Origin of the sequence: Streptomyces sp. NPDC051913 (assembly GCF_044593635.1) — a bacterium.
Classification (GTDB): domain Bacteria; phylum Actinomycetota; class Actinomycetes; order Streptomycetales; family Streptomycetaceae; genus Streptomyces.
Map to the genome: position 1 here is coordinate 642340 of NZ_JBIUCI010000001.1, position 22418 is coordinate 664757.

19 protein-coding genes and 1 pseudogene are annotated in these 22418 nt (G+C 69.8%); 7 read left to right on the forward strand and 13 right to left on the reverse strand.

Annotation, left to right across the window (positions count from 1 at the left end; translation table 11 throughout):
• Positions 1-218: 218 nt before the first annotated feature.
• Complete coding sequence (locus tag ACIHIX_RS02980; protein ID WP_399949055.1) at positions 219-1241, forward strand: sigma-70 family RNA polymerase sigma factor; 1023 nt, start codon at positions 219-221, stop codon at positions 1239-1241.
• Between the two features lie 30 nt (positions 1242-1271).
• Here ACIHIX_RS02980 and ACIHIX_RS02985 read toward each other — a convergent pair.
• Positions 1272-1514, reverse strand: a pseudogene (locus ACIHIX_RS02985) (hypothetical protein); the annotation flags it as partial.
• Positions 1515-1636: 122 nt separating this feature from the next.
• Here ACIHIX_RS02985 and ACIHIX_RS02990 point away from each other — a divergent pair.
• On the forward strand, positions 1637-2557 hold the full coding sequence (locus tag ACIHIX_RS02990; protein WP_399949057.1) for an AEC family transporter: 921 nt from the start codon (positions 1637-1639) through the stop codon (positions 2555-2557).
• Between the two features lie 59 nt (positions 2558-2616).
• Here ACIHIX_RS02990 and ACIHIX_RS02995 read toward each other — a convergent pair whose 3' ends face one another.
• From ACIHIX_RS02995 to ACIHIX_RS03030, 8 genes are all read right to left on the reverse strand, one after another.
• Complete coding sequence (locus ACIHIX_RS02995; protein ID WP_399949059.1) at positions 2617-3900, reverse strand: thymidine phosphorylase; 1284 nt, start codon at positions 3898-3900, stop codon at positions 2617-2619.
• Between the two features lie 70 nt (positions 3901-3970).
• Positions 3971-4372 carry a cytidine deaminase gene (locus ACIHIX_RS03000; protein WP_399949061.1) on the reverse strand — a complete coding sequence of 134 codons (402 nt, stop codon included), beginning with the start codon at positions 4370-4372 and terminating at the stop codon, positions 3971-3973.
• Positions 4369-5631 carry an ABC transporter permease gene (locus tag ACIHIX_RS03005; RefSeq protein WP_399949063.1) on the reverse strand — a complete coding sequence of 421 codons (1263 nt, stop codon included), beginning with the start codon at positions 5629-5631 and terminating at the stop codon, positions 4369-4371. The genes ACIHIX_RS03000 and ACIHIX_RS03005 overlap by 4 nt, the downstream gene beginning before the upstream one ends.
• Positions 5631-6749: an ABC transporter permease gene (locus ACIHIX_RS03010; protein WP_399949065.1), complete on the reverse strand. Its 1119-nt coding sequence runs from the start codon at positions 6747-6749 to the stop codon at positions 5631-5633. Before ACIHIX_RS03010 ends, ACIHIX_RS03005 begins: the two co-directional genes overlap by 1 nt.
• Positions 6746-8398 (reverse strand): ABC transporter ATP-binding protein, encoded by a 1653-nt coding sequence (locus ACIHIX_RS03015; protein WP_399950038.1) that lies wholly within the window; start codon positions 8396-8398, stop codon positions 6746-6748. The genes ACIHIX_RS03010 and ACIHIX_RS03015 overlap by 4 nt, the downstream gene beginning before the upstream one ends.
• A 224-nt stretch (positions 8399-8622) precedes the next feature.
• Positions 8623-9669, reverse strand: a complete 1047-nt coding sequence (locus tag ACIHIX_RS03020; protein ID WP_399949067.1) for a BMP family protein — start codon at positions 9667-9669, stop codon at positions 8623-8625.
• A 223-nt stretch (positions 9670-9892) separates the two neighbouring features.
• A complete protein-coding gene (locus ACIHIX_RS03025; RefSeq protein WP_399950041.1) occupies positions 9893-10930 on the reverse strand; it encodes a BMP family protein in 1038 nt (345 codons plus the stop codon).
• A 300-nt stretch (positions 10931-11230) separates the two neighbouring features.
• Positions 11231-12451, reverse strand: a complete 1221-nt coding sequence (locus ACIHIX_RS03030) for a M20 family metallopeptidase (RefSeq protein WP_399949069.1) — start codon at positions 12449-12451, stop codon at positions 11231-11233.
• A gap of 555 nt (positions 12452-13006) precedes the next feature.
• Here ACIHIX_RS03030 and ACIHIX_RS03035 point away from each other — a divergent pair.
• On the forward strand, positions 13007-13666 hold the full coding sequence (locus ACIHIX_RS03035; protein WP_399949071.1) for a class I SAM-dependent methyltransferase: 660 nt from the start codon (positions 13007-13009) through the stop codon (positions 13664-13666).
• A 17-nt stretch (positions 13667-13683) separates the two neighbouring features.
• Here the strand turns inward: ACIHIX_RS03035 and ACIHIX_RS03040 are convergent, their stop codons facing one another.
• The 4 genes from ACIHIX_RS03040 to ACIHIX_RS03055 all read right to left on the reverse strand — a co-directional run bounded on the left by ACIHIX_RS03040 (position 13684) and on the right by ACIHIX_RS03055 (position 18477).
• On the reverse strand, positions 13684-14766 hold the full coding sequence (locus ACIHIX_RS03040) for a hypothetical protein (protein WP_399949073.1): 1083 nt from the start codon (positions 14764-14766) through the stop codon (positions 13684-13686).
• A 55-nt stretch (positions 14767-14821) separates the two neighbouring features.
• A complete protein-coding gene (locus ACIHIX_RS03045) occupies positions 14822-15763 on the reverse strand; it encodes an N-acetylneuraminate synthase family protein (protein WP_399949075.1) in 942 nt (313 codons plus the stop codon).
• A gap of 15 nt (positions 15764-15778) precedes the next feature.
• Positions 15779-16999, reverse strand: a complete 1221-nt coding sequence (locus tag ACIHIX_RS03050) for a cytidylyltransferase domain-containing protein (protein WP_399949077.1) — start codon at positions 16997-16999, stop codon at positions 15779-15781.
• A 131-nt stretch (positions 17000-17130) separates the two neighbouring features.
• A complete protein-coding gene (locus tag ACIHIX_RS03055; RefSeq protein ID WP_399949079.1) occupies positions 17131-18477 on the reverse strand; it encodes a DUF6716 putative glycosyltransferase in 1347 nt (448 codons plus the stop codon).
• A gap of 198 nt (positions 18478-18675) precedes the next feature.
• Here ACIHIX_RS03055 and ACIHIX_RS03060 point away from each other — a divergent pair, with 198 nt between their 5' ends.
• The 4 genes from ACIHIX_RS03060 (at position 18676) to ACIHIX_RS03075 (ending at position 22418) form a co-directional block, all read left to right on the forward strand.
• Positions 18676-19662 carry a glycosyltransferase family 2 protein gene (locus ACIHIX_RS03060; RefSeq protein ID WP_399949081.1) on the forward strand — a complete coding sequence of 329 codons (987 nt, stop codon included), beginning with the start codon at positions 18676-18678 and terminating at the stop codon, positions 19660-19662.
• Position 19663: 1 nt separating this feature from the next.
• A complete protein-coding gene (locus tag ACIHIX_RS03065; RefSeq protein WP_399949083.1) occupies positions 19664-20992 on the forward strand; it encodes an alpha-2,8-polysialyltransferase family protein in 1329 nt (442 codons plus the stop codon).
• A gap of 138 nt (positions 20993-21130) precedes the next feature.
• The gene (locus tag ACIHIX_RS03070; protein WP_399949085.1) at positions 21131-22099 is read left to right on the forward strand and encodes a hypothetical protein; all 969 of its coding nucleotides are present in this window, start codon (positions 21131-21133) and stop codon (positions 22097-22099) included.
• A 10-nt stretch (positions 22100-22109) separates the two neighbouring features.
• Positions 22110-22418 (forward strand): DUF6193 family natural product biosynthesis protein, encoded by a 309-nt coding sequence (locus ACIHIX_RS03075; protein WP_399949087.1) that lies wholly within the window; start codon positions 22110-22112, stop codon positions 22416-22418.

A 22418-nucleotide genomic window follows, 5' to 3' on the forward strand; every position in this document is an offset into this window, starting at 1 on the left:
GCCCGTCCGGCGTTTGAGGACGAGGCCCTTTCGGGGCCCAAGCGAGGGTCTGGGGGCGGCAGCCCCCAGTGATGGGACGGGTAAGGGCGGCGGGGGCGAAAGAAGCCTTTGACCTGCGCGTTTGATCACTCCGCACGCCATTGTCAGTGGGCTGCGATAGCTTCGAACGTGCTGGGCGCAAAGGCGCGACGCAGAACGGCCACAGGGGTGGGTGGACGATGACGGACACGACGACGGCGGACCTCGACATCAGGCTGGAGAAGCACCGGGTCGAGCTGACCGGGTACTGCTATCGCATGCTCGGCTCCTCCTTCGAGGCCGAGGACGCGGTGCAGGACACGATGGTCCGGGCCTGGCGGAGCTACGAGAAGTTCGAGGGCCGGTCGAGTCTGCGCTCGTGGCTGTACCGGATCGCGACCAACGTCTGCCTGGACATGCTGTCCGCGGGCAACAAGCGGGCCCGGCCCATGGACCTCAGCGAGTCGACCCCCCTCGCCCAGGCCGCCCTCTCCCCCCGCCCCGACCACACCTGGCTGGAACCCATGCCGGACGACCGCATCCTGCCCACCGTCGAGGACCCGGCGGAGGCGGCCGTCGCCAAGGAGTCCGTGCGCCTCGCCTTCATGGCCGCCCTCCAGCAACTCCCGCCCAAGCAGCGCGCGGTGCTGATCCTGCGCGAGGTGCTGGCCTGGAAGGCCAGCGAGGTCGCCGAGCTGCTCGGCACCTCGGTGGCGTCGGTGAACAGCGCCCTCCAGCGGGCCCGGGCCACCCTCGCCGAGCGGGACGGTCAGCACGGCGCGGACGCGACCGTCTCCGACCCGTTGGACGACGAGCAGCAGAAGCTCCTGGACCGCTACGTGGCGGCGTTCGAGGGGTACGACATGACGGCGCTGACGGCCTTGCTGCACGAGGACGCCATCATGACGATGCCGCCGTTCGACCTGTGGCTGACCGGCCACGACGACATCACGGGCTTCATGACCACACTGGGCTCGGCCTGCGAGGGCTCCCGGCTGATGCCGGTCCAGGTCAACGGTCTGCCGGGCTTCGCGCAGTACAAGCCGGACCCCGAGAAGGGCGGCTGGACCCCCTGGGCGGTGCAGGTGCTGGAGATCTCAGACGGCCGGCTCACCGGGTTCCACTTCTTCCTCGACACCCAGCGGTGGTTCCCGCTGTTCGGGCTCCCCCTCCATCTCGACGCTGTCGAAGCGGAGTCCGACCAGGTCGAGAAGGGCGTGTAGGGCCGGGTCGGGATCGCGGAGCCTGATCCGTCCCCCGGCCCGCCGGGCGGTGAGCTGAAGCCGGGCGAGGAGGTCGACGACGCCGAGCCCCGGCGGGCCAAGCCCACCGACGTCACAGTCCACGACCCCGGCCCCGCCGGCCTCCAGCAGCGCCCGCACGTCGTCGCACAGCCCCGCCACCTCGTCCCGGGTGACGGGGCCGGCGAGCACGAGCACGGCGGGTGTCATGGCAGCGTCCACGAGCGGTAGACCGAAGGAAAGGGCGGAACTCATCGCGCAGGCCGACAGGGATCACATTGACCTGCGGCCCTTCTGCCCCAGAGGGTTAGGTGCATGCCCCACATATCGGCACCGCCCTGGATCCCGCACGCCCTTCTCACCTGTGAGGAGGCTCCGTGCAGGGAGTGCTGACGGGCTTCGCCGTGATCGCGGTCGTGATCGGCGTCGGCTATGTCATCGGTCTGCGCGGCTACTTGGGCGACCAGGGCCGCGAGGTCCTGACCAAGCTCGCCTTCCATGTGGCGTCCCCCGCCCTGCTGTTCACCACGCTGGCCAAGGCCGATCTGTCGGTGGTCTTCTCCAGCCGTCTGCTGGTGACCGCGCTCAGCACCGCAGCGGCGGCGGGCGTGTTCGTAGCGGTGGGTGTCGTACGGGGGTGGGGGGTGGGCCGGACGACCATCGGTGCCCTCTGCTCCAGTTACGTCAACTCCGGGAACCTGGGCATCCCGATCGCGGTGTACGTCCTCGGGGACGCCTCACTGGTGGCGCCGGTGCTGTTGTTCCAGCTGGTTCTCGTCGCGCCGATCGCGGTGACGGTCCTGGACCTGTCCGGCGACGGTGACAAGGGCCCGCTGTGGCGCCGTCTGCTCACGCCCCTGCGCAATCCGATCGCCGTGGGTTCCCTGGCGGGCGTGCTGGCGGCGGCGACCGGTGTGCACGTCCCGAGTCCGGTGATGGACCCGCTGACCCTGATCGGCGGCATGTCCGTCCCGGCGGTCCTGCTGGCCTTCGGCATCTCCCTGTGCGGCTCCACGATGCCGGGCAAGGGCCCCGACCGCGTCCCGGTCCTGCTGTCGGTCGCCCTGAAGTCGTTCGGCCAGCCCGCCCTCGCCTGGGTCCTCGCGGCCGGCGTCTTCGGCCTGCGCGGCCACCAACTCCTGGACGTGGTCGTCACATCGGCCCTCCCCGCGGCGCAGAACCTCTACACGTACGCGTCCCAGTACGGGGTCGGCGAGCGGCTGGCGAGGGACTCGATCCTGGTGTCGACGGTGTTGTCGGTGCCGGTGCTCGTGGTGGTGGCGGCCCTGCTCGGCTGACCCCGGGCACGGACGAGGGCCGGCGCCCTCAGGCACCGGCCCTCGTCCCTCCGTGCGGATCAGGCGATCCGCTCCAGCACCACGGGGGAAGCCGTGAAGTCCGTGCCCGCGGCGGCGATGTCGTACGAACCCTCGATCGCCTGGAGCGCGTACTCGAAGCGCTCCGGGGTGTCCGTGTGGAGGGTCAGGAGGGGCTGGCCCTCGGTGATCGTGTCGCCGGGCTTGGCGTGCATCTCGATGCCCGCGCCCGCCTGCACCGGGTCCTCCTTGCGGGCGCGGCCCGCGCCGAGGCGCCAGGCGGCGACGCCGATGTCGTACGCGTCGAGGCGGGTCAGGACGCCGGCGGCGCCCGCCTTGATGACGTGCTGCTCCTTGGCGACCGGCAGTTCGGCGTCCGGGTCGCCGCCCTGGGCCGCGATCATCCGGCGCCAGACGTCCATGGCGGAGCCGTCGGCCAGGGCCTTCGCCGGGTCGGCGTCACGGACGCCCGCGGCGTCGAGCATCTCGCGCGCCAGGGCGATCGTCAGCTCGACGACGTCCGCCGGGCCGCCGCCCGCCAGGACCTCCACCGACTCGCGGACCTCCAGCGCGTTCCCCGCGGTGAGGCCGAGGGGGGTCGACATGTCCGTCAGGAGCGCGACCGTCTTCACGCCGTGGTCGGTGCCGAGGCCGACCATCGTGGAGGCCAGCTCGCGCGCGTCCTCGATGGTCTTCATGAAGGCGCCGGAGCCGACCTTCACGTCCAGGACCAGGGAGCCGGTGCCCTCGGCGATCTTCTTCGACATGATCGAGGAGGCGATCAGCGGGATCGCCTCGACCGTGCCGGTGACGTCCCGCAGGGCGTACAGCTTCTTGTCCGCCGGGGCCAGGCCGTCGCCCGCCGCGCAGATGACCGCGCCGGTGGTGTCGAGGACGTGCAGCATCTCCTCGTTGGAGAGCAGCGCGCGCCAGCCGGGGATCGACTCCAGCTTGTCCAGGGTGCCGCCGGTGTGGCCGAGGCCGCGGCCGGAGAGCTGGGGTACGGCCGCGCCGCAGGCCGCCACCAGGGGGGCCAGCGGCAGCGTGATCTTGTCGCCGACGCCGCCCGTGGAGTGCTTGTCGGCGGTCGGGCGGGAGAGGGACGAGAAGTTCATGCGCTCGCCGGACGCGATCATCGCGGCGGTCCAGCGGGAGATCTCGCGGCGGTTCATGCCGTTGAGGAGGATGGCCATGTTCAGCGCGGCCATCTGGTAGTCGGCGACCTCGCCGCGGGTGTACGCGTCGATGACCCAGTCGATCTGCTCGTCGCTGAACTCACCGCGGTCCCGCTTGGTGCGGATGACGGAGATGGCGTCCATGGCCATGGCTTTCCTTCCGGACGTACAGAGAAATCGTGCGGCCCCTCCGCGCCGAAGCAGAGGGGCCGCACGGGAGTTACTTGGAGGTGAGATGGTCCGGCCCGAAGGCCTGCGGCAGCATCTCGGAGAGGGGCAGGATCCCGGCCGGTGTCTCCAGCAGCAGGTCGGGGCCGCCGAACTCGTACAACAGCTGTCGGCAGCGACCGCAGGGGACGAGGACCTCGCCGCGCCCGTCGACGCACGTGAAGTGCGTCAGCCGGCCGCCTCCGGTGCGCTGGAGCTCCGAGACGAGCCCGCACTCGGCGCACAGGCCGAGGCCGTACGAGGCGTTCTCGACGTTGCAGCCGGAGACCGTGCGGCCGTCGTCGACGAGGGCCGCGACGCCGACCGGGTAGCCCGAGTAGGGGGCGTACGCGTGGCTCATCGCCTCGCGCGCCACCGCCCTCAGGGGCTCCCAGTCGAAGTCGGCGGAGGTCACTTGCCCTGTCCCTTCCGGTACGGCAGTCCGTCGGCCTTCGGCATCCGCAGGCGCTGTGCGGAGAGCGCGAGGACGAGGAGGGTGATGACGTACGGGCTGGCCGACACGACCTGGTTCGGGACCTCGTCCGTGTTGACGTACCAGATGAACATCAGGGCCGAGATCGCGGCGGTGATGACGGCGGGGACGTACTTCTTCTTCCAGACGAGGTACGCGACGCCGAACACCAGCAGGATCGCCAGCAGCAGGAGCAGCGCGTGGACGTTGGTGGTGCCGCCCCGCAGGTTGAGGCTGTCGGTGTAGCCGAACAGGCCGGCGCCGAGGGCGAGGCCGCCCGGCATCCAGTTGCCGAAGATCATCGCGGCGAGACCGATGTAGCCGCGGCCGGCCGTCTGGCCGTCGAGGTACACGTTGGACGCCACGATCGACAGGAAGGCGCCGCCCAGGCCGGCGAAGCCGCCGGAGACGATCACGGCGATGTACTTGTACTTGTAGACGTTGACGCCGAGGGACTCGGCGGCCACCGGGTTCTCGCCGCAGGAGCGCAGCCGCAGGCCGAACGAGGTGCGCCACAGGACGTACCAGGTGGTCGGGATCAGGGCGACGGCGACGACGGTCAGCGGGGAGAGGTCCGTGATCAGGCCGCCGACGAGGCCGGCGATGTCGGAGATCAGGAACCAGTGCTTCTGGTTGAGGGTCTCCAGCCAGCTGGACAGGCCGGGGACGTCGAAGGTGCCGAGCGAGTCGATCGGCGGGGACTGCTTGGAGGAGCCCTGCGGGGCGTCCTCGAAGGTGAACTTCGACAGGTAGCGGGTGGTGCCGAGCGCCAGGATGTTCAGGGCCACACCGGAGACGATGTGGTTGACGTTGAAGGTGACCGTGGCGATCGCGTGCAGTACGGCGCCGAGCGCGCCGCCGAGGATGCCGACGAGCACACCGGTCCACGGGCCCCACTGGTAGCCGGCCCAGGCGCCGAACCAGGTGCCGAGGATCATCATGCCCTCGAGGCCGATGTTGACGACGCCCGCGCGTTCGGCCCACAGACCGCCGAGGCCGGCGAGGCCGATCGGCACGGCCGCGCGCAGGGCGGTGGACATCTGGCCGGTGGACGTGATGCCGTCGGCGCCGGTGATCAGCCGGACGGCCGAGACCAGGATCAGCACGCCCGAGATGACCAGGAGGAGGACGGGCAGCGACATGCGCCGGCCGCCCTTGCCGGGCTGCTTGGCCGCGGGCTTGGCGATGGTCGCGGTGCTCATCAGACCGCCACCTCCTTCTTGGTGTTGGCCGCGGCCGCGGCGAGTTCCTCACCGACGCGCTTCTGCTGCCGGCGCAGACCCCACGAGCGGACGACCTCGTAGGAGATGACGACCGCGAACACGATCAGGCCCTGCATGATCGTGGCGATCTCCTTCTCGTACGGCTCGGGAGTCGCGTAGTCGAGAGCGGGGGACGCCTTGTCGAGGAAGGCCCACAGCAGGGCGGCGAGCGCGATGCCGCCGGGGTTGTTGCGGCCGAGCAGGGCGATGCCGATGGCGGTGAAGCCGAGGCCGGCCGGGAAGCTGAGGCTGTACGTGTGGGCGTCGCCGAGCAGCAGCGGCAGACCCGAGATGCCGGCGACGGCGCCGGAGATCAGCATCGCGGTGAGGACCATGCGCTTGGCGTTGACGCCGGAGGCCGCGGCGGCGGTCTCGGAGGCGCCGGTGGCGCGCAGGTCGAAGCCGAAGCGGGTGCGGTTGAGGACGAACCAGTAGCCGATGCCCATGGCGAGGGCGAGGAAGACCAGGCCGTAGATCTCGCCGACGTCGGCGCCCAGGTCGATGCCGGGGACCCAGCCGGACTCCTTCATCTCACCGGTGGTGGTGTTGTCGCCGAGGGCGACGCCGAAGTTGTCGCGCAGGGTCAGGTAGCTGATGACGGCGGTGGCGATCGAGTTCAGCATGATCGTCGCGACGACCTCGCTGACGCCTCGGGTCACCTTCAGGATGCCCGCGATACCGGCCCACATGGCGCCGGTGAGCGCGGCGACCAGGAGCAGCATCGGCACCTGGAGGGCGGCCGGCAGTGCCACGTGGGCGCCGACGATGGCGGCCATCAGGGCACCGAGGCGGTACTGGCCGTCGACACCGATGTTGAACAGGTTCATCCGGAAGCCGAGGGCGACTCCGAGGGCGGCGATGTAGTACATCGACGCCTGGTTGATGATCAGGACCTGTACGTCGGAGTAGGTGGCCTGCTCGATCATCAGCCGGTAGGGCTCGATCGGGCTCTTGCCGGAGGCGATCAGCACGACCGAGGTCAGCAGGATCGCCGCGACGAGCGCCAGGGCCGGTCCGGCCACGGCGAGGAGCACGCGCTCCTTGTCGAACTTCTTCATCGGGCCTCGTCCTCCGGGGCGCTTTCTTCCTCGACGTGCTCCAGGTGACCGGTGGCGGCACCCGTCATGGCGGAGCCGAGCTCCTCCGGGGTGACCGTGGCCGGGTCGGCGTCGGCGACCAGCCTGCCGTCGTAGATCACCCGCAGCGTGTCCGACAGGCCGATCAGCTCGTCGAGGTCGGCGGAGATCAGCAGGACGGCCAGGCCGTCCCGGCGGGCCTCGCGGATGCGGTCCCAGATCTGGGCCTGCGCGCCGACGTCCACACCGCGGGTGGGGTGGGCGGCGATCAGGAACTTGGGGTTGTGGCTCATCTCGCGGCCGACGATCAGCTTCTGCTGGTTGCCGCCGGACAGCGAGGCGGCGGTGACGTCGATGCCGGGGGTGCGGACGTCGTACTCCTCGACGATCCGGCGGGTGTCTGCCTGGGCGGCCTTGGGGGTGAGCCGGAAGCCCTTGGCGTTGGGGGCCTCGGTGACATGGCCGAGGATGCGGTTCTCCCAGAGCGGGGCCTCCAGGAGCAGGCCCTGGCGGTGCCGGTCCTCGGGGATGTAGCCGACGCCGGACTGGCGGCGCTTGCGGGTGACCCAGGAGGTGATGTCCTCGCCGAGGAAGGCGATCGTGCCGGAGTCGGCGTTCTTGGTGCCGATCAGCGCGTCGATGAGCTCCGTCTGGCCGTTGCCCTCGACGCCGGCGATGCCCATGACCTCACCGGCGTGGATGGTGAAGGTGACGTCGTCGAGGACCTTCTTGACCTCGCCGCTGTCCGCGGCGAGGCCGACGCCGCCGGACGGCTCGGCCTCGACGCCCAGGGAGGCGCCGCCGGAGGCGTAGACGGTGAGGCCCTCGACCTGGATGACGGGCTTGTCGGTGACCGTGGACTCCGCGGTCTCCGGGGTGGGCAGTTCGCTGCCGACCATCATCTCGGCGAGCTGGCGCGGAGTGGTCTCGGAGGGGACGGCCGTGCCGACCGTCGTACCGCGCCGGATGACCGTGATGTCGTCGGCGACGGAGAGCACCTCGCCGAGCTTGTGCGAGATGAAGATGACGGAGAGGCCCTCGGACTTCAGCTCACGCAGGTTGTCGAAGAGCGCGTCGACCTCCTGGGGCACCAGGACCGCGGTCGGCTCGTCGAGGATGAGCGTCTTGGCGCCGCGGAAGAGGACCTTGAGGATCTCCACGCGCTGACGCTCGGCGACACCGAGGTCCTCGACCAGGGCGTCGGGGCGGACGCCGAGGCCGTAGCGGTCGGAGATCTCCTTGATCTTCTTACGGGCGGCGCCGCCGATGCCGTACAGCTTCTCGCTGCCGAGCACCACGTTCTCCAGCACCGTCAGGTTGTCGGCCAGCATGAAGTGCTGGTGGACCATGCCGATGCCGCGCACGATGGCGTCGGCGGGGCTGCCGAAGGTCACCTGCTCGCCGTCGACCGCGATCGTGCCCTCGTCCGGCTTCTGCATGCCGTAGAGGATCTTCATCAGGGTCGACTTGCCGGCGCCGTTCTCGCCGACGAGGGCGTGGACGGTGCCCTTGCGGACAGTCAGGTGGATGTCGTGGTTGGCGACGACACCCGGGAATCGTTTGGTGATCCCCGCCAGCTCGACCGCGATCGTCGACGGCGCGGTGAGCGGAGGGCTGCTGGTCGCGTCGATGGCGCACTCTCCTTGAGGAAGGGGCCACTCTACGCGCGTAGCGCCCCTGCTTTAAATAGTGCCCGGATGTGACCGTCTTCGTTGAAGAGACGATCTGTTCCGAGCATTCTGCCGCGAGAACGGGGCACAGGGAGCCATGCTCCAGGTGCCCCGTTGCGCGGTCGTCACGCTGCCATTACAGCGGATATTTGGCCAAGGCCTGTGACCGGGTCGGGATCAGACGGTCAGGAGGTCTTCACCTTGATGGAGCCGTCCTTGATGCCCTCTTCGGCCTTCTTGATCGCGTCCTGGATCGCGGTGTTGTCCGCGAACGTGGGGTTGGACTGCGAGACGCTCACGCCGCCGTTGGACAGCGAGCCGCGGACCACACCGGTCTCCGGCTTGCCGTCGTGGACGGACTTGGCCAGGTCGTAGACCGCGCCCTCGACGTTCTTCATGGCGGACGTCAGGATCGAGTCCTTGTACGCCTTCAGCGCGTCCTGCTTGTACTGGTCGGAGTCGACGCCGATCGCCCAGATCTTGTTGGCGTTGGCGGCCTTGATGACACCCTGGCCGGACAGGCCCGCGGCGGCGTAGACGACGTCCGCGCCGTCGTCGATCTGGCCCTCGGCGGCGCTCTCACCCTTGTCGGGGCTGGAGAAGCCACCCTCGGCGGCGGTCTGGGTCAGGTACTGGACCTTGACCTGGACACCCTTCTTGGTGTCCTCGACGCCCTGCTTGAAGCCGGCCGCGAACTTGTGGATCAGCGGCACGTCCACACCGCCGACGAAGCCGACCACGTTGGACTTGGTGGCCTTGGCGGCGGCGACGCCGGCCAGGTAGGAGGCCTGCTCCTCGGAGAAGACCAGGTCGGCGACGTTGTCGGCCTTGGTCTGCTCGTCGTCGACGATGCCGAAGGTGGTCTTCGGGTACTTGGCCGCGGCCTCCTTGACGGCGGGCGCGTAGGCGTAGCCGACCCCGATGACCGGGTTGTAGCCCTGCTTGGCCAGGGTCTCCAGGCGCTGCACCTTGTCCGCGTCCGACTCGCCGTCCTGCGGCTCGACGGCGGTGGACTTGTAGCCGAACTCCTTGTCGGCCTTCTCCAGGCCGGCGGTGGCGGCGTCGTTGAAGGACTGGTCGCCCTTGCCACCGACGTCGTACGCCAGGGCCAGGCCCAGGTCCTTGCTGTCACTGCTGCTGGACGAGCTGGACGAGCTGCCACAGGCAGACGCGGTCAGAGCGAGGGCTGCGGTAGCAACACCCGCAACGGTGATACGGGACACCCGGCGCATGGAACGTGACTCCTTTGTGCAAGCGCCCAAACCAGGCGCTGGTTCCGCCGCAGCGTAACGCGCGTAGACCAGACGGAAAACCCCTTCTGTCCGGTCCGTTATCGAGCTGTGGCCACAGTTGGTGGACAGACTACGGACAGCAGTACGCCCCTTGCGGGAGGCAAGGGGCGTATGGCCTGCAAAGGGCCCAGAGGGCCTATTGGCGGACTGATGCGGGGCGGGGTCAGGAGGTCTTGACGGTGACCTTGCCCTCGATGATGTCCTTCTTGGCCGCCTCGACCGCCGCGACGACGTCGGTCATGGCCTTGTACTTGGGGTTGGAGTCGGCGAAGCCGACACCGCCGGACTTGAGGTCGCCGCGGACGACACCGGTGAGCGGCTTGCCCTCGTAGACCGACTTGGCGAGGTCGTAGACCGCGCCGCCGACGTTCTTGAGCGCCGAGCCGAGGATGTAGTCCTTGTAGTTCTTCAGCGCGTCCTGGTTGTACTGGTCGGAGTCGACGCCGATGGCCCACACCTTCTTGGCGGCGGCCTCGGAGATCACGCCCTGACCGGAGAGGCCGGCGGCGTGGTAGATGACGTCGGCGCCCTTCTCGATCTGGCCGCTGGCCGCCTCCTTGCCCTTGTCGGGGCTGGAGAAGCCGCCCTCCTGCGGGGTCTGCGTCAGGTACTGCGACTCGATCTTGATCTTCGGGTCGACGGACTGGACGCCCTGCTTGAAGCCCGCGCCGAACTTGTGGATCAGCGGGATGTCCACACCGCCGATGAAGCCGACGTGCTTGGCCTTGGAGGCCTTGGCGGCGGCGACGCCCGCGAGGTAGGACGCCTGCTCCTCGGAGAAGACCATGTCGGCGACGTTGGCGGCCTTGACCTGCTCGTCGTCGATGACACCGAACGTGATGTCCGGATGCTTCGCGGCGACCTCCTTCACGGCCGGCGCGTAGATGTAGCCGACGCCGATGATCGGGTTGTAGCCGGCCTTGGCGAGCTGCTCCAGGCGCTGGACCTTGTCCGCGTCGGACTCGCCGTCCTGCGGCTCGATGTCCGTGCCGCCCATGCCGAATTCCTTGTCGGCCTTCTCGAAGCCGGCGAAGGCCGCGTCGTTGAAGGACTGGTCGCCCTTGCCGCCGATGTCGTAGGCGAGCCCGATGCCCTTGCCCGAGTACTTGCCGTCCGCCGAGGTGGACGCCTTGTCACTGTCGGCCTTGGTGCTGGACTCACCGCATCCGACGGCCGCGAGGGCGATGACCGAGACAGCCACCACCGCTTGGGAGAACCTGGTCCTCCGAGATATTCGACGCACAGCAAGCACCCCTTCATCCCCACGGCACCGCCGAACGGCCCCGCATCCCCAATGTGCCGCCAACGGTGGCGATTTCGGCGCACAGTAACGCGCGTAGAAGGGGAGGGGAACGGGGTTTCTCGTGGCCGTTATCGAACCGTGCCGCCATCGGGTTACGTTCGCGAGAACCCGGTTACACACGGGTGACACAAGGGGACGAAGGGGCACCAATGGTGGCACCCCTTCACATGATCTTCCCGGCCGCCCCCTGGGGCGTTCTCAGGAAGCCGCGTCGAGCAGCGCGGCAGCCGTGAACAGTTCCACGCCTACGGTGATGGCGGCCTCGTCGGCGTCGAAGTCCCCCTGGTGGAGGTCGCGCACGGTCCGCTCACCCGGGGTGCGGACGCCCAGCCGCGCCATGGCACCGGGGACCTGCTCCAGATACCAGGAGAAGTCCTCGCCGCCGAGGCTCTGCTCGGTGCTCTCGACGGACTCCGCACCGCGCCGGGTGGTCATGGCGTCCCGCAGCAGCTCCGTCACGTCCGCGTCGTTGACTACGGGCGGGACGCCCCGGACGTAGTTGATCTCGGACTTGGCGCGGTGCAGGTTGGCGATCTCGTCGATGGCGGCGACGACGATGTCGGGCGCCTGGCGCCAGGTGTCGAGGTCCAGGCAGCGCACGGTTCCGGACAGCTCGGCGTGCTGCGGGATGACGTTCGGCGCGTGGCCGGATTCGATGCGTCCCCAGGTGACGGCGAGTCCGCTGCGGCTGTCGACGCGCCGGGCGACCACGGCGGGCACGTCGGTGACGACGCGGGCGACGGCGGTGACGAGGTCGGTGGTCAGATGGGGCCGGGCGGTGTGTCCGCCGGGTCCGTCGAGGGAGACCTCCAGGCGGTCGCAGGCGGAGGTGATGGCGCCGGTGCGCAGTCCGATGCGGCCGGCGTCGACCCGCGGGTCGCAGTGCACGGCGATCATCTTCCCGACGCCCTCCAGCACCCCGCAGTCGATGGCGTCGGCGGCGCCGCCGGGCAGGACTTCCTCGGCGGGCTGGAAGAGCAGCCGGACGGGGCGCGGCAGCCTGCCCTCCTGCTGCAACCGGGCCAGCACGAGCCCCGCCCCGAGGACGACGGTCGTATGCACGTCGTGTCCGCACGCGTGGGCCCGGTCGGGCACGGTGGACCGGTACGAGCAGTCACTCTTCGTGTCCGGGATGGGCAGGGCGTCGATGTCGGCGCGCAGCGCGAGCATCGGCTTCTGTCCGTCCCACTCACCGATGTCACAGATGAGCCCGGTGCCCACGGGGAGCACCCGGGGCCGCAGCCCGGCCTTCTCGAGCCGCGCCTTGATGGCCGCGGTCGTGCGGAACTCCTGGTTGCCGAGCTCGGGGTGCATGTGCAAGTCGCGTCGGAACGCGACGAGTTCGGCACGCAGGCTCTCGGGCAGCGTGCCGGGAAGCACGGCTTCCCCGGCCGGCTCGGCCTCGGACTCTTGGGACATCAATTGCTTCACCCTCTGAAGGGTAGGACGCCCGGGTGGCCAACTGACCCTCGATCAACAAAAGTTCAACCCGTTAGGGGAAGAAAATCTGGCCGCTGGGCGCATACGTGTGAGCTGGAATGGGTAAACTCGGCCGACCTCCCGGCCGGATGGATCATGCGATCCACGGAGAGTGACCGCCGGCTGACCTGCGACTGCCTCGGTCGAAGGCATCCGGCCACACCCGTCACTCGTCCCCTCCTCCTGGGATACCACGCCGCGATGCCCCCGCGTCGCCCGTGTTCACCTGTCGGGACCGTACTAAGCCAGGAATCCACCCTGCCTCCGCTGAGACGCTTGTTCCGGTCCCGGAATCATCACCGCCACGCGACGTTTCCGCCACGCGGCGTGACGAGACCCTCCGGCCGGAGCACGGTTCCCGGCATGACGATCACGACGGCCGCGCCGGCTTCGGTCACTCACGGTGATGATCGCGGCGGGGTGGGTGCTGGGGGCGGGGGTGTGGAACAAGCCTTCAGGCAGGCCGGCTTCGAGGTGCCTCGCTAGGGTGCCCCCATGAGTGCCGAGACCCCCGCCTTCATACGGTCCACCAGTGCCGCGTACGACATCATCGCCGACGACTACGCCGAGCAGTGTGCGGACTGGGCCGGCATTCACACCTTCGACAGGGCGCTGATCAGCGGTTTCGCGGAGCTGGTGAAGGAGCGGGGGCGGGAGCCGGTCGCTGATGTGGGGAGCGGTCCGGGGGTGGTCACCGCGCGGCTGCACGCGCTCGGGGTGCCCGTGTTCGGGATCGACGTCTCGCCGCGCATGGTGGCCATGGCCCGGCGGAACCATCCCGAACTCCGGTTCCACGTGGGCTCGATGACCTCCCTCGACCTGCCCGACGCGACGCTCGGCGGAATCGCCGCGCTGTACTCGGTCATTCATGTGCCGGACGAGCAACTTCCCGGCGTGTTCGCGGAGTTCCTCCGCGTGCTCGCACCCGGCGGGTATCTGCTGCTCGCCTTTCAGTACGACGAGGAGACGGATCACCTGCATCTCGACGAGCGGTTCGGGCATGCCATCTCGCTCGACTACTACTGGCGCGGGCCGGAGGAGGTCGTCGAGCTGCTCACCGGCGCCGGGCTTCAGCTGCACAGCCGTACCGTGCGCGAGCCCCAGGGTCAGGAGAAGTACCGGAAGGCCTATGTCCTCGCCCGTAAGGACGGATGATCAGCGGCCTGTCGGCGTCACACCGCCGCCACGGCCGACAACCGGGTGACGTCCCTCGCCGTGCCCGTCACCCCGGACAGGAAGCCCTGTGCGCGCGGTGACGCGTTCTCCGTCAGCCAGGCCGGGTCGATGTCGCAGACCGCGACCTTGACGTCCGTGCCGGTCAGCGCCAGCGGCAAGGTGTGGACGACCGTCGACGGGAAGCTCAGGATCGTTCGGCCGATCGGGCCCCTGCGGGCGATCAGTTCCAGGGGGAGGTCCGGGCGGACCACCTCCAGGCCCGTCTCCACCGCCAGCCGGTGCAGCTTCTCCGCGCTCTCGCGGCGGTGCGCGAAGTAGCGGGTCGTGCCGTGCGCCTTGGACAGGGTGCGTACCGCCTCCAGATAGGCGTCGCCGTCCACCACCCCCGTCTCCACCAGCGACGTGCCCACCATGTCCGCGCCCTTGGTGATACGCGGCGGGCCGAAGCGGGAGCGGGTCCAGGCGAAGGTGTTGGCGGTCGTCGTCACGCCCTCCGGCTTCTCCTGCATCGGCATCGAGGAGAAGATCTCGACCCTCCGGTCACCCGACGGCGTCAGACGTCTGCGGGCCGCCGAGGAGACCGGGGCGAAGACCAGGTCGCGGGGGCCCGGGCGGCCGCCCTTGCGGTGCCAGCGCACCAGGCGTTCGCCGCGGGCCAGTTGGGCCACGAACTCCATCGTGGCCGTGCCGTCGTCGACCACGACGAGGGCGGGCGCCTTCGTGATCGTCAGCAGCAGCTGTACGTAGCGCGAGAACGGGTCGCCCAGGACGACCCGGTCGGCCCTGCGGAGCATGCCCGCGAGGCCGCCGATCGTCTGGAAGGGGGCCGCCGGGCCGCCCCGTGCCTCCTCCCAGCGGACCTCGTGCCCCTCCTCACGGGCCAGTTCCGCCATCCGGCGCAGCTGGCCCCGGGTCATCGGGTCCGTCGGGGACAGGACGACGAGGGTGAGCCCCGCGCCCAGGGCCTCGCCCGAGGCATGCTCGTGCGCATGCGCCCACTCCAGCACGTTCAGCAGCTGTACCGGGCTCTCGACGAACGCGAGAGTGTGGGGGCCGGCTGACCCGGCGCGGCGGCTCATCTACGTACGACCGTCCCGTCGTAAGGGAATCAGGGGAATCAAGGAGTCAGGCGCGTCAGACCGCCACCGGCTCGCCCGCCGCCGCGGCGATCTCCGCCTCGGCCACGACACCGGTCACGCGGCGCAGCTTCTTCATCGGGCCGAGCTCGGAGTCGTAGACCTTCTTGACGCCGTCGCCGAGGGAGGCCTCGATGGTGCGGATGTCGCGGACGAGGCGCTGAAGGCCCTGCGGCTCCACCGAAGCGGCCTGGTCGGAGCCCCACATCGCGCGGTCGAGGGTGATGTGGCGCTCGACGAAGGTGGCGCCGAGGGCGACGGCGGCGAGGGTGGTCTGCAGGCCCGTCTCGTGGCCGGAGTAGCCGATCGGGACGTTCGGGTACTCCTCCTGGAGCGTGTTGATCACGCGCAGGTTGAGCTCCTCGGCCTTCGCCGGGTACGTCGAAGTGGCGTGGCAGAGCAGGATGTTCTCCGAGCCGAGGACCTCGACGGCGTGGCGGATCTGCTTCGGCGTCGACATGCCGGAGGAGAGGATGATCGTGCGGCCGGTGGCGCGCAGGGCACGCAGCAGCTCGTCGTCCGTCAGGGACGCGGACGCGACCTTGTGGGCCGGGACGTCGAACTTCTCCAGGAAGGCGACGGCCTCGGTGTCCCACGGGGAGGCGAACCAGGCGATCCCCTTCTCCTTGCAGTACGCGTCGATCTGGCGGTACTCGTCCTCGCCGAACTCCACGCGGTGGCGGTAGTCGATGTACGTCATCCGGCCCCAGGGGGTGTCGCGCTCGATGTCCCACTGGTCGCGCGGGGTGCAGATCTCGGGGGTGCGCTTCTGGAACTTCACGGCGTCGCAGCCGGCCTCGGCGGCCACGTCGATGAGCTTGAAGGCGTTCTCCAGCTCGCCGTTGTGGTTGATGCCGATCTCGCCGCAGATGTAGACGGGCTGGCCGGGACCGGCGATGCGCTCGGTGCCGAAGGTGCGCAGACGGGTGTTGGAAGACATGGCTTCAGACGTTCCTTAACTGTCGAGGGAGTCGAGAGAGGGGCCGAGGATCCAGCTGGCGATCTCTCGGATCGCGCCGTCGCCACCGGGGAGGGTGGTGACCGCACGGGCGGCGCCGCGTACCACGTCGTGGGCGCTCGCGACCGCCACGGGCCAGCCCACGAGGGCGAAGCACGGGAGGTCGTTGACGTCGTTGCCGACGTAGAGCACGCGCTCGGGCGCGATGCCCTGCTCCTCGCACCACTGCTTGAGGGCGAGGTCCTTCCGGTCGATGCCGTGCAGCACGGGGAGCTTCAGCTTCCGTGCGCGGGCGGCGACGACCGGGTTCTGCTCCGTGGAGAGGATGAGCATCGCCAGCCCGCTCCTGCGGAGCGCGGCGATACCGAGGCCGTCCCCGCGGTGCACGGAGACGAACTCCTTTCCATCGGCGTCGATCAGCACCCGGTCATCGGTCTGGGTGCCGTCGAAGTCCAGTACGACCGCGTCGACGTCCTCGAAGGACGGCAGGGCGCCGGGGCGGTCCGCGTCGAACAGGGGCGCGAGCGCCCTTGCCCGCGCGAGGTCGTGCGGGTCGTCGATCTCCAGCACGCGCGCGGGGTCGGTGCGGACGAGCTCGGTGCGACCGAAGAAGCGGTGCTGGTGCGTGCGGAAGCCGGCCGCGTCCATCGCGTAGGCGGCGCCGGTCTCCAGCAGGTCCTGGGGGCGGTCCTGGCGGCGGGGCCGGTACGCCTTGTCGTGGTTGACGCCGTAACCGCCGGGCTCCTGCGTGGAGTCGGCCTCGTCGCGCCAGACGAACCCGTGGAAGGGCGCGACGGCCACGGCGGTGTCCGCACCCATCTCCACGACCGCCGCGGCGACCGCCTCGACGTCCTCGCGGACGATGAAGGGGCTGGTGCACTGCACGAGCATCACCACGTCGACGGCCGCGCCGTGCAGCGCCTCGTGCGTGTCCATGGCGTGCAGCACGGCCGCCTCGGAGGTCGCCGTGTCCCCGGCGATGGCCGCGGGCCGCAACACGACCTCGGCACCGGCCTCCCGGGCAGCGGCGGCGATGCCCTGGTCATCGGTGGAGACGACGACATCCGTCACGAGGCGGGTCGCCCGGCACTCACGAACGGCCCGAGCCACGAGCGGCACGCCGCCGACGGGGGCGAGATTCTTGGCAGGCACACCCTTGGAGCCGCCGCGGGCAGGGATCACCGCGAGAACACGGCGTACCGACGGGGAGTCGGACATGGGTTGCACTCCTAGCGCAGGGGACTGAAGGGAGGCGGCGGAGCCGCCTTCAAGGGGCGCGGGGAACTGCGCGACCAGCCGAGACGGCGCCGCACCCGCAAGACGACCCGTCCCGGCACTCTCGAAGGCGCTCACAACTCCCCCATCCGCCGAATGACGGGAGCCACCCGCTGCACCCCGTGCCGGTACGCACCCCGCGCGGCCCGCCGCACGATCTGCCGAACAGGACCGGGCTCCTTGTCCGCGGCGGGCGCCCCCGGCAACGGATCTCCGTCGGGGCCGAGGTGATGACGAGCCAGAATTCCGGGCAGATATCCAGGCGCGGTCGTCGGCGTGTAATACGGCGTCAGCGGCGGAAGCGCACCGGCGAGAAGCTTGGCGATCCGTTCCCGCGCCGCGTCGAAGGCGGTGGCGTACGACCCTCCCCCAGAGGGGGGACCCGCAGCCGCGACCCCCTGCCGCGCCACCCACTCCGCGTCGGCCACCGGCCGGTACCCGTCGTCGAGTTGGTCCCAGGAGGCGAGGCAGCCGGACCCCACGAAGTGATGGTTGCCCAGCACTTCCCGCACGCCCAGGTCGGTCAGGACCACGGTCGGGATACGTCGGTGCAGGGACTCCAGGGCCGCCGTCGAACTGATCGTGACCAGCAGATCCGTCCGGTCCAGTACCTCGCCCATGTTCCCGTACACCAGACGGAAGTTGGCCGGCGGAGCGAGCCTTTGGACCAGCTTCTGGTAGGGCTGCTCCTCGATGTGCGTGGTGTGCTCCCCCGGCTTGGAGCGCAGCTTCAGCAGCACCTCGCGCTCGGGGTGCAACCGGGCGTGCCTGATCAGCCGGTTGAGCAGATACGTACGGTCCTTGCGGCTGTCCGGCACGGACGGCTGGACGGCGAAGACGACGGTGTACGGGTCGTGTTCGCCCTCGTAGGCCGCACCGCCGAGGAACGGCAGCGCCACCTCCGTCACCGCGGAGGCGTCGGCGCCGACCCCCTCGTACACGGACCGGAAACGCTCCGCGTCCTGGCGGGAGTTGGCGAGGACCAGGTCGGCCCCGTGCCGCAGCAGCAGTCCGTCGGCGAGCTTCTCGTAGACGACGCCGACGTAACCGGTCACCACCACCGGGCGAGCGGCCCGCCCTTCCCACACCCGCTTCAGCCCGTGCAGCATCGCCTGCACGCCACCGCCGACGAGGGCGAGCACGACGATGTCGTACGGCTCCTCGGCCATGGCCCGCAGGAACTCCACCGACGTCACCTCGCGCAGCGACTCGGCCTGGACCCCGACCTCCGCCAGCTGGCGGGGGGTGGGCGTGGCCCGGCCGCGCAGCAGGAAGCCGTTCAGGGAGAGGGCGTCTTGCGCGGGGTCGCGCGGTGCGATGCGATGAGCGGTGAGGGCACCCCATTTCCAGCGGGTGTCGGAGTCCGCGAGGACCGCGATTCGCAGCGGCGGCGTTGTGGTTGCTGGCGTACTTGCTGGCACGTCGAAGACGCTAGGAAGCAATTTCTAGGTACGGCCCAACCGCGAATCAACGAAAAGTTAACAACAGCCCACCGAGAACCGAACTGGCCCGGCAAAGCCCCGGAAGTACATGGGGTGCACCATTCCGACACATCGAGTTCACCCCCCGTACCATCGGCGTCAAGTTGCCCAGCCGGACGGCCTTCTAGCGTTTCCCGGGTGCCAAAGCTCTCCGTGATCGTGCCGTTCTACAACGTGCAGCAATACGCCCCGGACACCCTCAGAAGTCTGCGGCTCAACGCCCGGAGCGACTTCGAGTTCATCCTCGTCGACGACAAATCGAAGGATGAAACGCCCGCCATTCTCGAACGGGCGGCCGAGTCGCTTTCCGATGTCGCGCAGGTGAGATATATCCGCCATGAGACGAACGGAGGTCTCGCGACCGCCCGCAACACGGGACTGGACGCGGCGACCGGCGAGTACCTCACCTTCCTGGACGGCGACGACTGGCTCGCGCCGGGCTATTTCGCCGAGCTGGTGGCCGCCATCGAGGGGCTGGGCTGCGACTTCGTGCGCACCGACCATGTGCAGGCGACCGCCCGCGCCCGGTCCGTGCACCGGGCCCCGGTCGGACTGCGCGGGGAGGTGCTGAACCCGCGCGAGGCGATCCTGCCCGCCGACCGGACGACGTCCGTGGACTACGCCTACGCGTGGGCGGGGGCCTATCACCGCCGGCTGCTCGACCAGGGGCTGCTGCACTTCACGGACGGGCTGCGGACCGCCGAGGACCGGCCCTGGATCTGGAAGCTGCACCGCGAGGCCGAGTCGTTCGCCGTGGTGAGCCTCCTGGGCGTCTTCTACCGGCGCGGGGTGGCCTCCTCGCTCACGCAGATCGGTGACGCCCGTCAGCTGGACTTCATCCGCGCCTTCGACCAGGTCGTCGAGGAGACCGCGCAGGACCCGGACGCCGACCGGCTGCTGCCGAAGGCCGTGCGCACGTACTGCGCGATCATCGCCCACCACCTCTCCGACGAGGCCAAGTGGGAGCCGGCCGTCGCCAAGGAGCTGCGAGCCCGCAGCGCGGCGGCGATAAAGCGGATGCCGCAGGACATGCTCGGCGACGTACTCGACACGATGGACCTGCGCCGCTCCGCCAAGCTGCGGCGGCTGCGACGCAGGGTCAGCACAGCGAAGGCGGCTGCCTGAGATGCCCACGACCCAGATCTTCTGCGCCTCCACGCTGTACGGGGCGGCCACGCTCGCCGCCGCCGTCGACTCCGACCTCTTCGACGAGGCCGAGCGCCGGGTGCTGCTGGTGTTCAACAACTCGGCGACCCCGGAGACCACGCTCCCGCTGGACGCGATGCCCGGCTTCGAGCCCCTCCGCGCGCACTTCGACGCGGTGCTGTCCTGGAACGAGGCCATCCATCCCTTCCACCCCGGCGCCTGGACCCCGCGCGCCGACGACATCCCGCTCTTCGAGCGCTATCTGCGGCTGCTGTGGGGTCTCGGGGACGACCGGGTGGAGCTGGTCCTGGAGTCCATCCAGGTCACGCCCGCGCTGACCGTGGCCCAGCTGTTCACCGGCGCCCCCGTGCACGTCTACGCGGACGGCCTGATGAGCTACGGCCCCACCCGCAACAAGCTCGACCCGTTGGTCGGCACGCGGGTGCGCCGGCTGCTCCACCTGGACCTGGTGCCGGGCCTCACGCCCCTGCTGCTCACCGAGTTCGACGTACCCGCGCAGGTCGTGCCGTCGGGTGCCTTCCTGAAGGTGCTGCGCGAACTGGCCGACACGGTGGCGGACCTGCCGGCGCTGCCCGACAACTCGGCGCTGCTGCTCGGCCAGTACCTGTCCGCGCTGAACATCCTCTCCGCGAAGGAGGAGGAGGACCTCCACGTGCGGATGCTGCGTGGGGCGGTCGAACGCGGGCACCGTTCCGTCGTGTTCAAGCCGCACCCCACCGCGCCGGCCCGCTTCAGCCGCGCCCTGGAGACCGAGGCGGAGAAGCTGGGCGTCGACCTGACCGTCCTCGACACCCCCGTCCTCGCCGAGGTGCTGTTCGAGAAGGCCCGCCCCGGACTGGTCGTCGGCTGCTTCTCCACGGCCCTGTTCACGGCCGCAGAGTTCTACGGCCTCCCGGTCGCCCGCGTCGGCACCGCGCCCCTCCTGGACCGCCTCACGCCCTACCAGAACAGCAACCGCGTCCCGGTGGTGCTGGCCGACGCGGTGCTGCCGGACCTGGAGCAGCGGGGCGGCGAGGAGCCGCTGCCCGGCGAGGAGCTGACCGATCTGGTCGTCGCGGTCGGTTTCACCATGCAGGACCGCATCTACCCGGCCCGGCGCGCGACGGCGGAGAAGTACCTCGCCAAGCACCTGCGCCCGCGCACCCAGCGCTACTTCAAGAAGAAGCGCCTCACCTCCCTGGGCCTGCCCGGCGGCATCCCGGAGCGGCTGGCGTTCCTCCCGCACAACTCCACGGCCCGCCGGGTCGTCCGCCAGGCCCGGGCGCTGAGGAAGGCCGTGAAGCGCTGAGCGAACCAGGCATGAACTCCCCGGAAAGGGCATGGAAATACGGCCCCATCATCGAGTTACTCCGTTGATTCCATGGTGAAGCGGTGTCCGAGGTCCCTAGGATCACGGGCACCGCTCTCCGTATCCCGTGAGGCTCTCATGACGAAGCTCGGCCGGCTCTACTCCCTCTTCGACAGCGTCGAGCTGCCGGAGGACCTGCCCTACACCCAGTGCAGCAGCTGGGAACTCCAGTTCCTGTACCTGGTGGGCCGGCACCACCTCACGGGCCAGGGGCAGATCGTCGAACTCGGCTCCGGGGGCGGCGGATCGACGTACGCCCTCGCGCTCGGGCTGAGCGAGAGCCCCGTCTTCGACCCGCGGAAGGGCCGACTGCACGCGTACGACTTCTTCCGCGTCGGCAAGGGCACGTTCGCCTCGGAGAAGTTCTTCGACTCCGGGCACAAGCCGGCCGACGACAACTCCTTCCTGGACGACTTCAGGCGCCGCCTCGGCCCGTTCCTGCCGTTCGTGGAGATTCACGCCGGTGACCTGTGGCAGACCTCGGACCCCGAGGACACCACCCCGGTGGAGTTCCTGCACATCGACATCGCCAAGACGGCCCGGGTCTTCCGCTGCGTCTCGGAGCGGTTCCTGAGCCGGACACGGCCCGGCTCGGTCGTCCTGCACCAGGACTTCGCCGGGCCCCGGCTGCCGTGGCTGCACCACAGCACCGGCGCGCTGCTGCCGTACATCGAGATCGCCGGGCCGCCGATCCGCTCCACGCTCGCCTTCGAGGTGACGAAGCCGATCCCGGCGGACGTCCTCAAGCGGATCACCGAGGACGACTACACGGTCGACGAGAAGCTCGCGCTCATCTCCGCGGTCCAGGAGAGGATCGACCGCGACCACACCGGCGGCATCCCCTTCAAGTCCGTCCTGGAACTGTCCAAGGCGTACGTCGCCCACTACGACGGCCAGCACCGGCGCGCCTGGTCCCTCGCCAAGCCGCTGCGGTCCGACGAGTACCTGAGCCGCACCCGGGCCGATCACTTCGAGCAGCTGAGGAAGGCCTACGAGAGCGAGCCGTCGTTCCTGGACAAGCTGGTGCGCAGGACCGTCGGCCGCTGATGATGGGCCGATGGACACGGATGCGGCGGTGGAGGCGGGCTGGCGGAAGGCGCGGGCCGACGGGCGCGTACGGGAGGAGCTGCTGGACCTCGCCTACGCGGAGCCCCGGCTGCGGCGCCGGTACCCGTGGATCGGGATGGGCGAGCTGCACTTCAGCCGTACCACCGAGCATCCGTGGACCTGGGACGCCCGCTTCGTGCTGTCCGAGTACGGGGGAACGTACTTCGTGATGGGCCCGACCCGGCAGGACGTGGTGGGCCGGGTGGAGACGGCGCGGGAGGCCGTCGCCCTCGTACTCGAAACGCTCCCGGACGAGTGA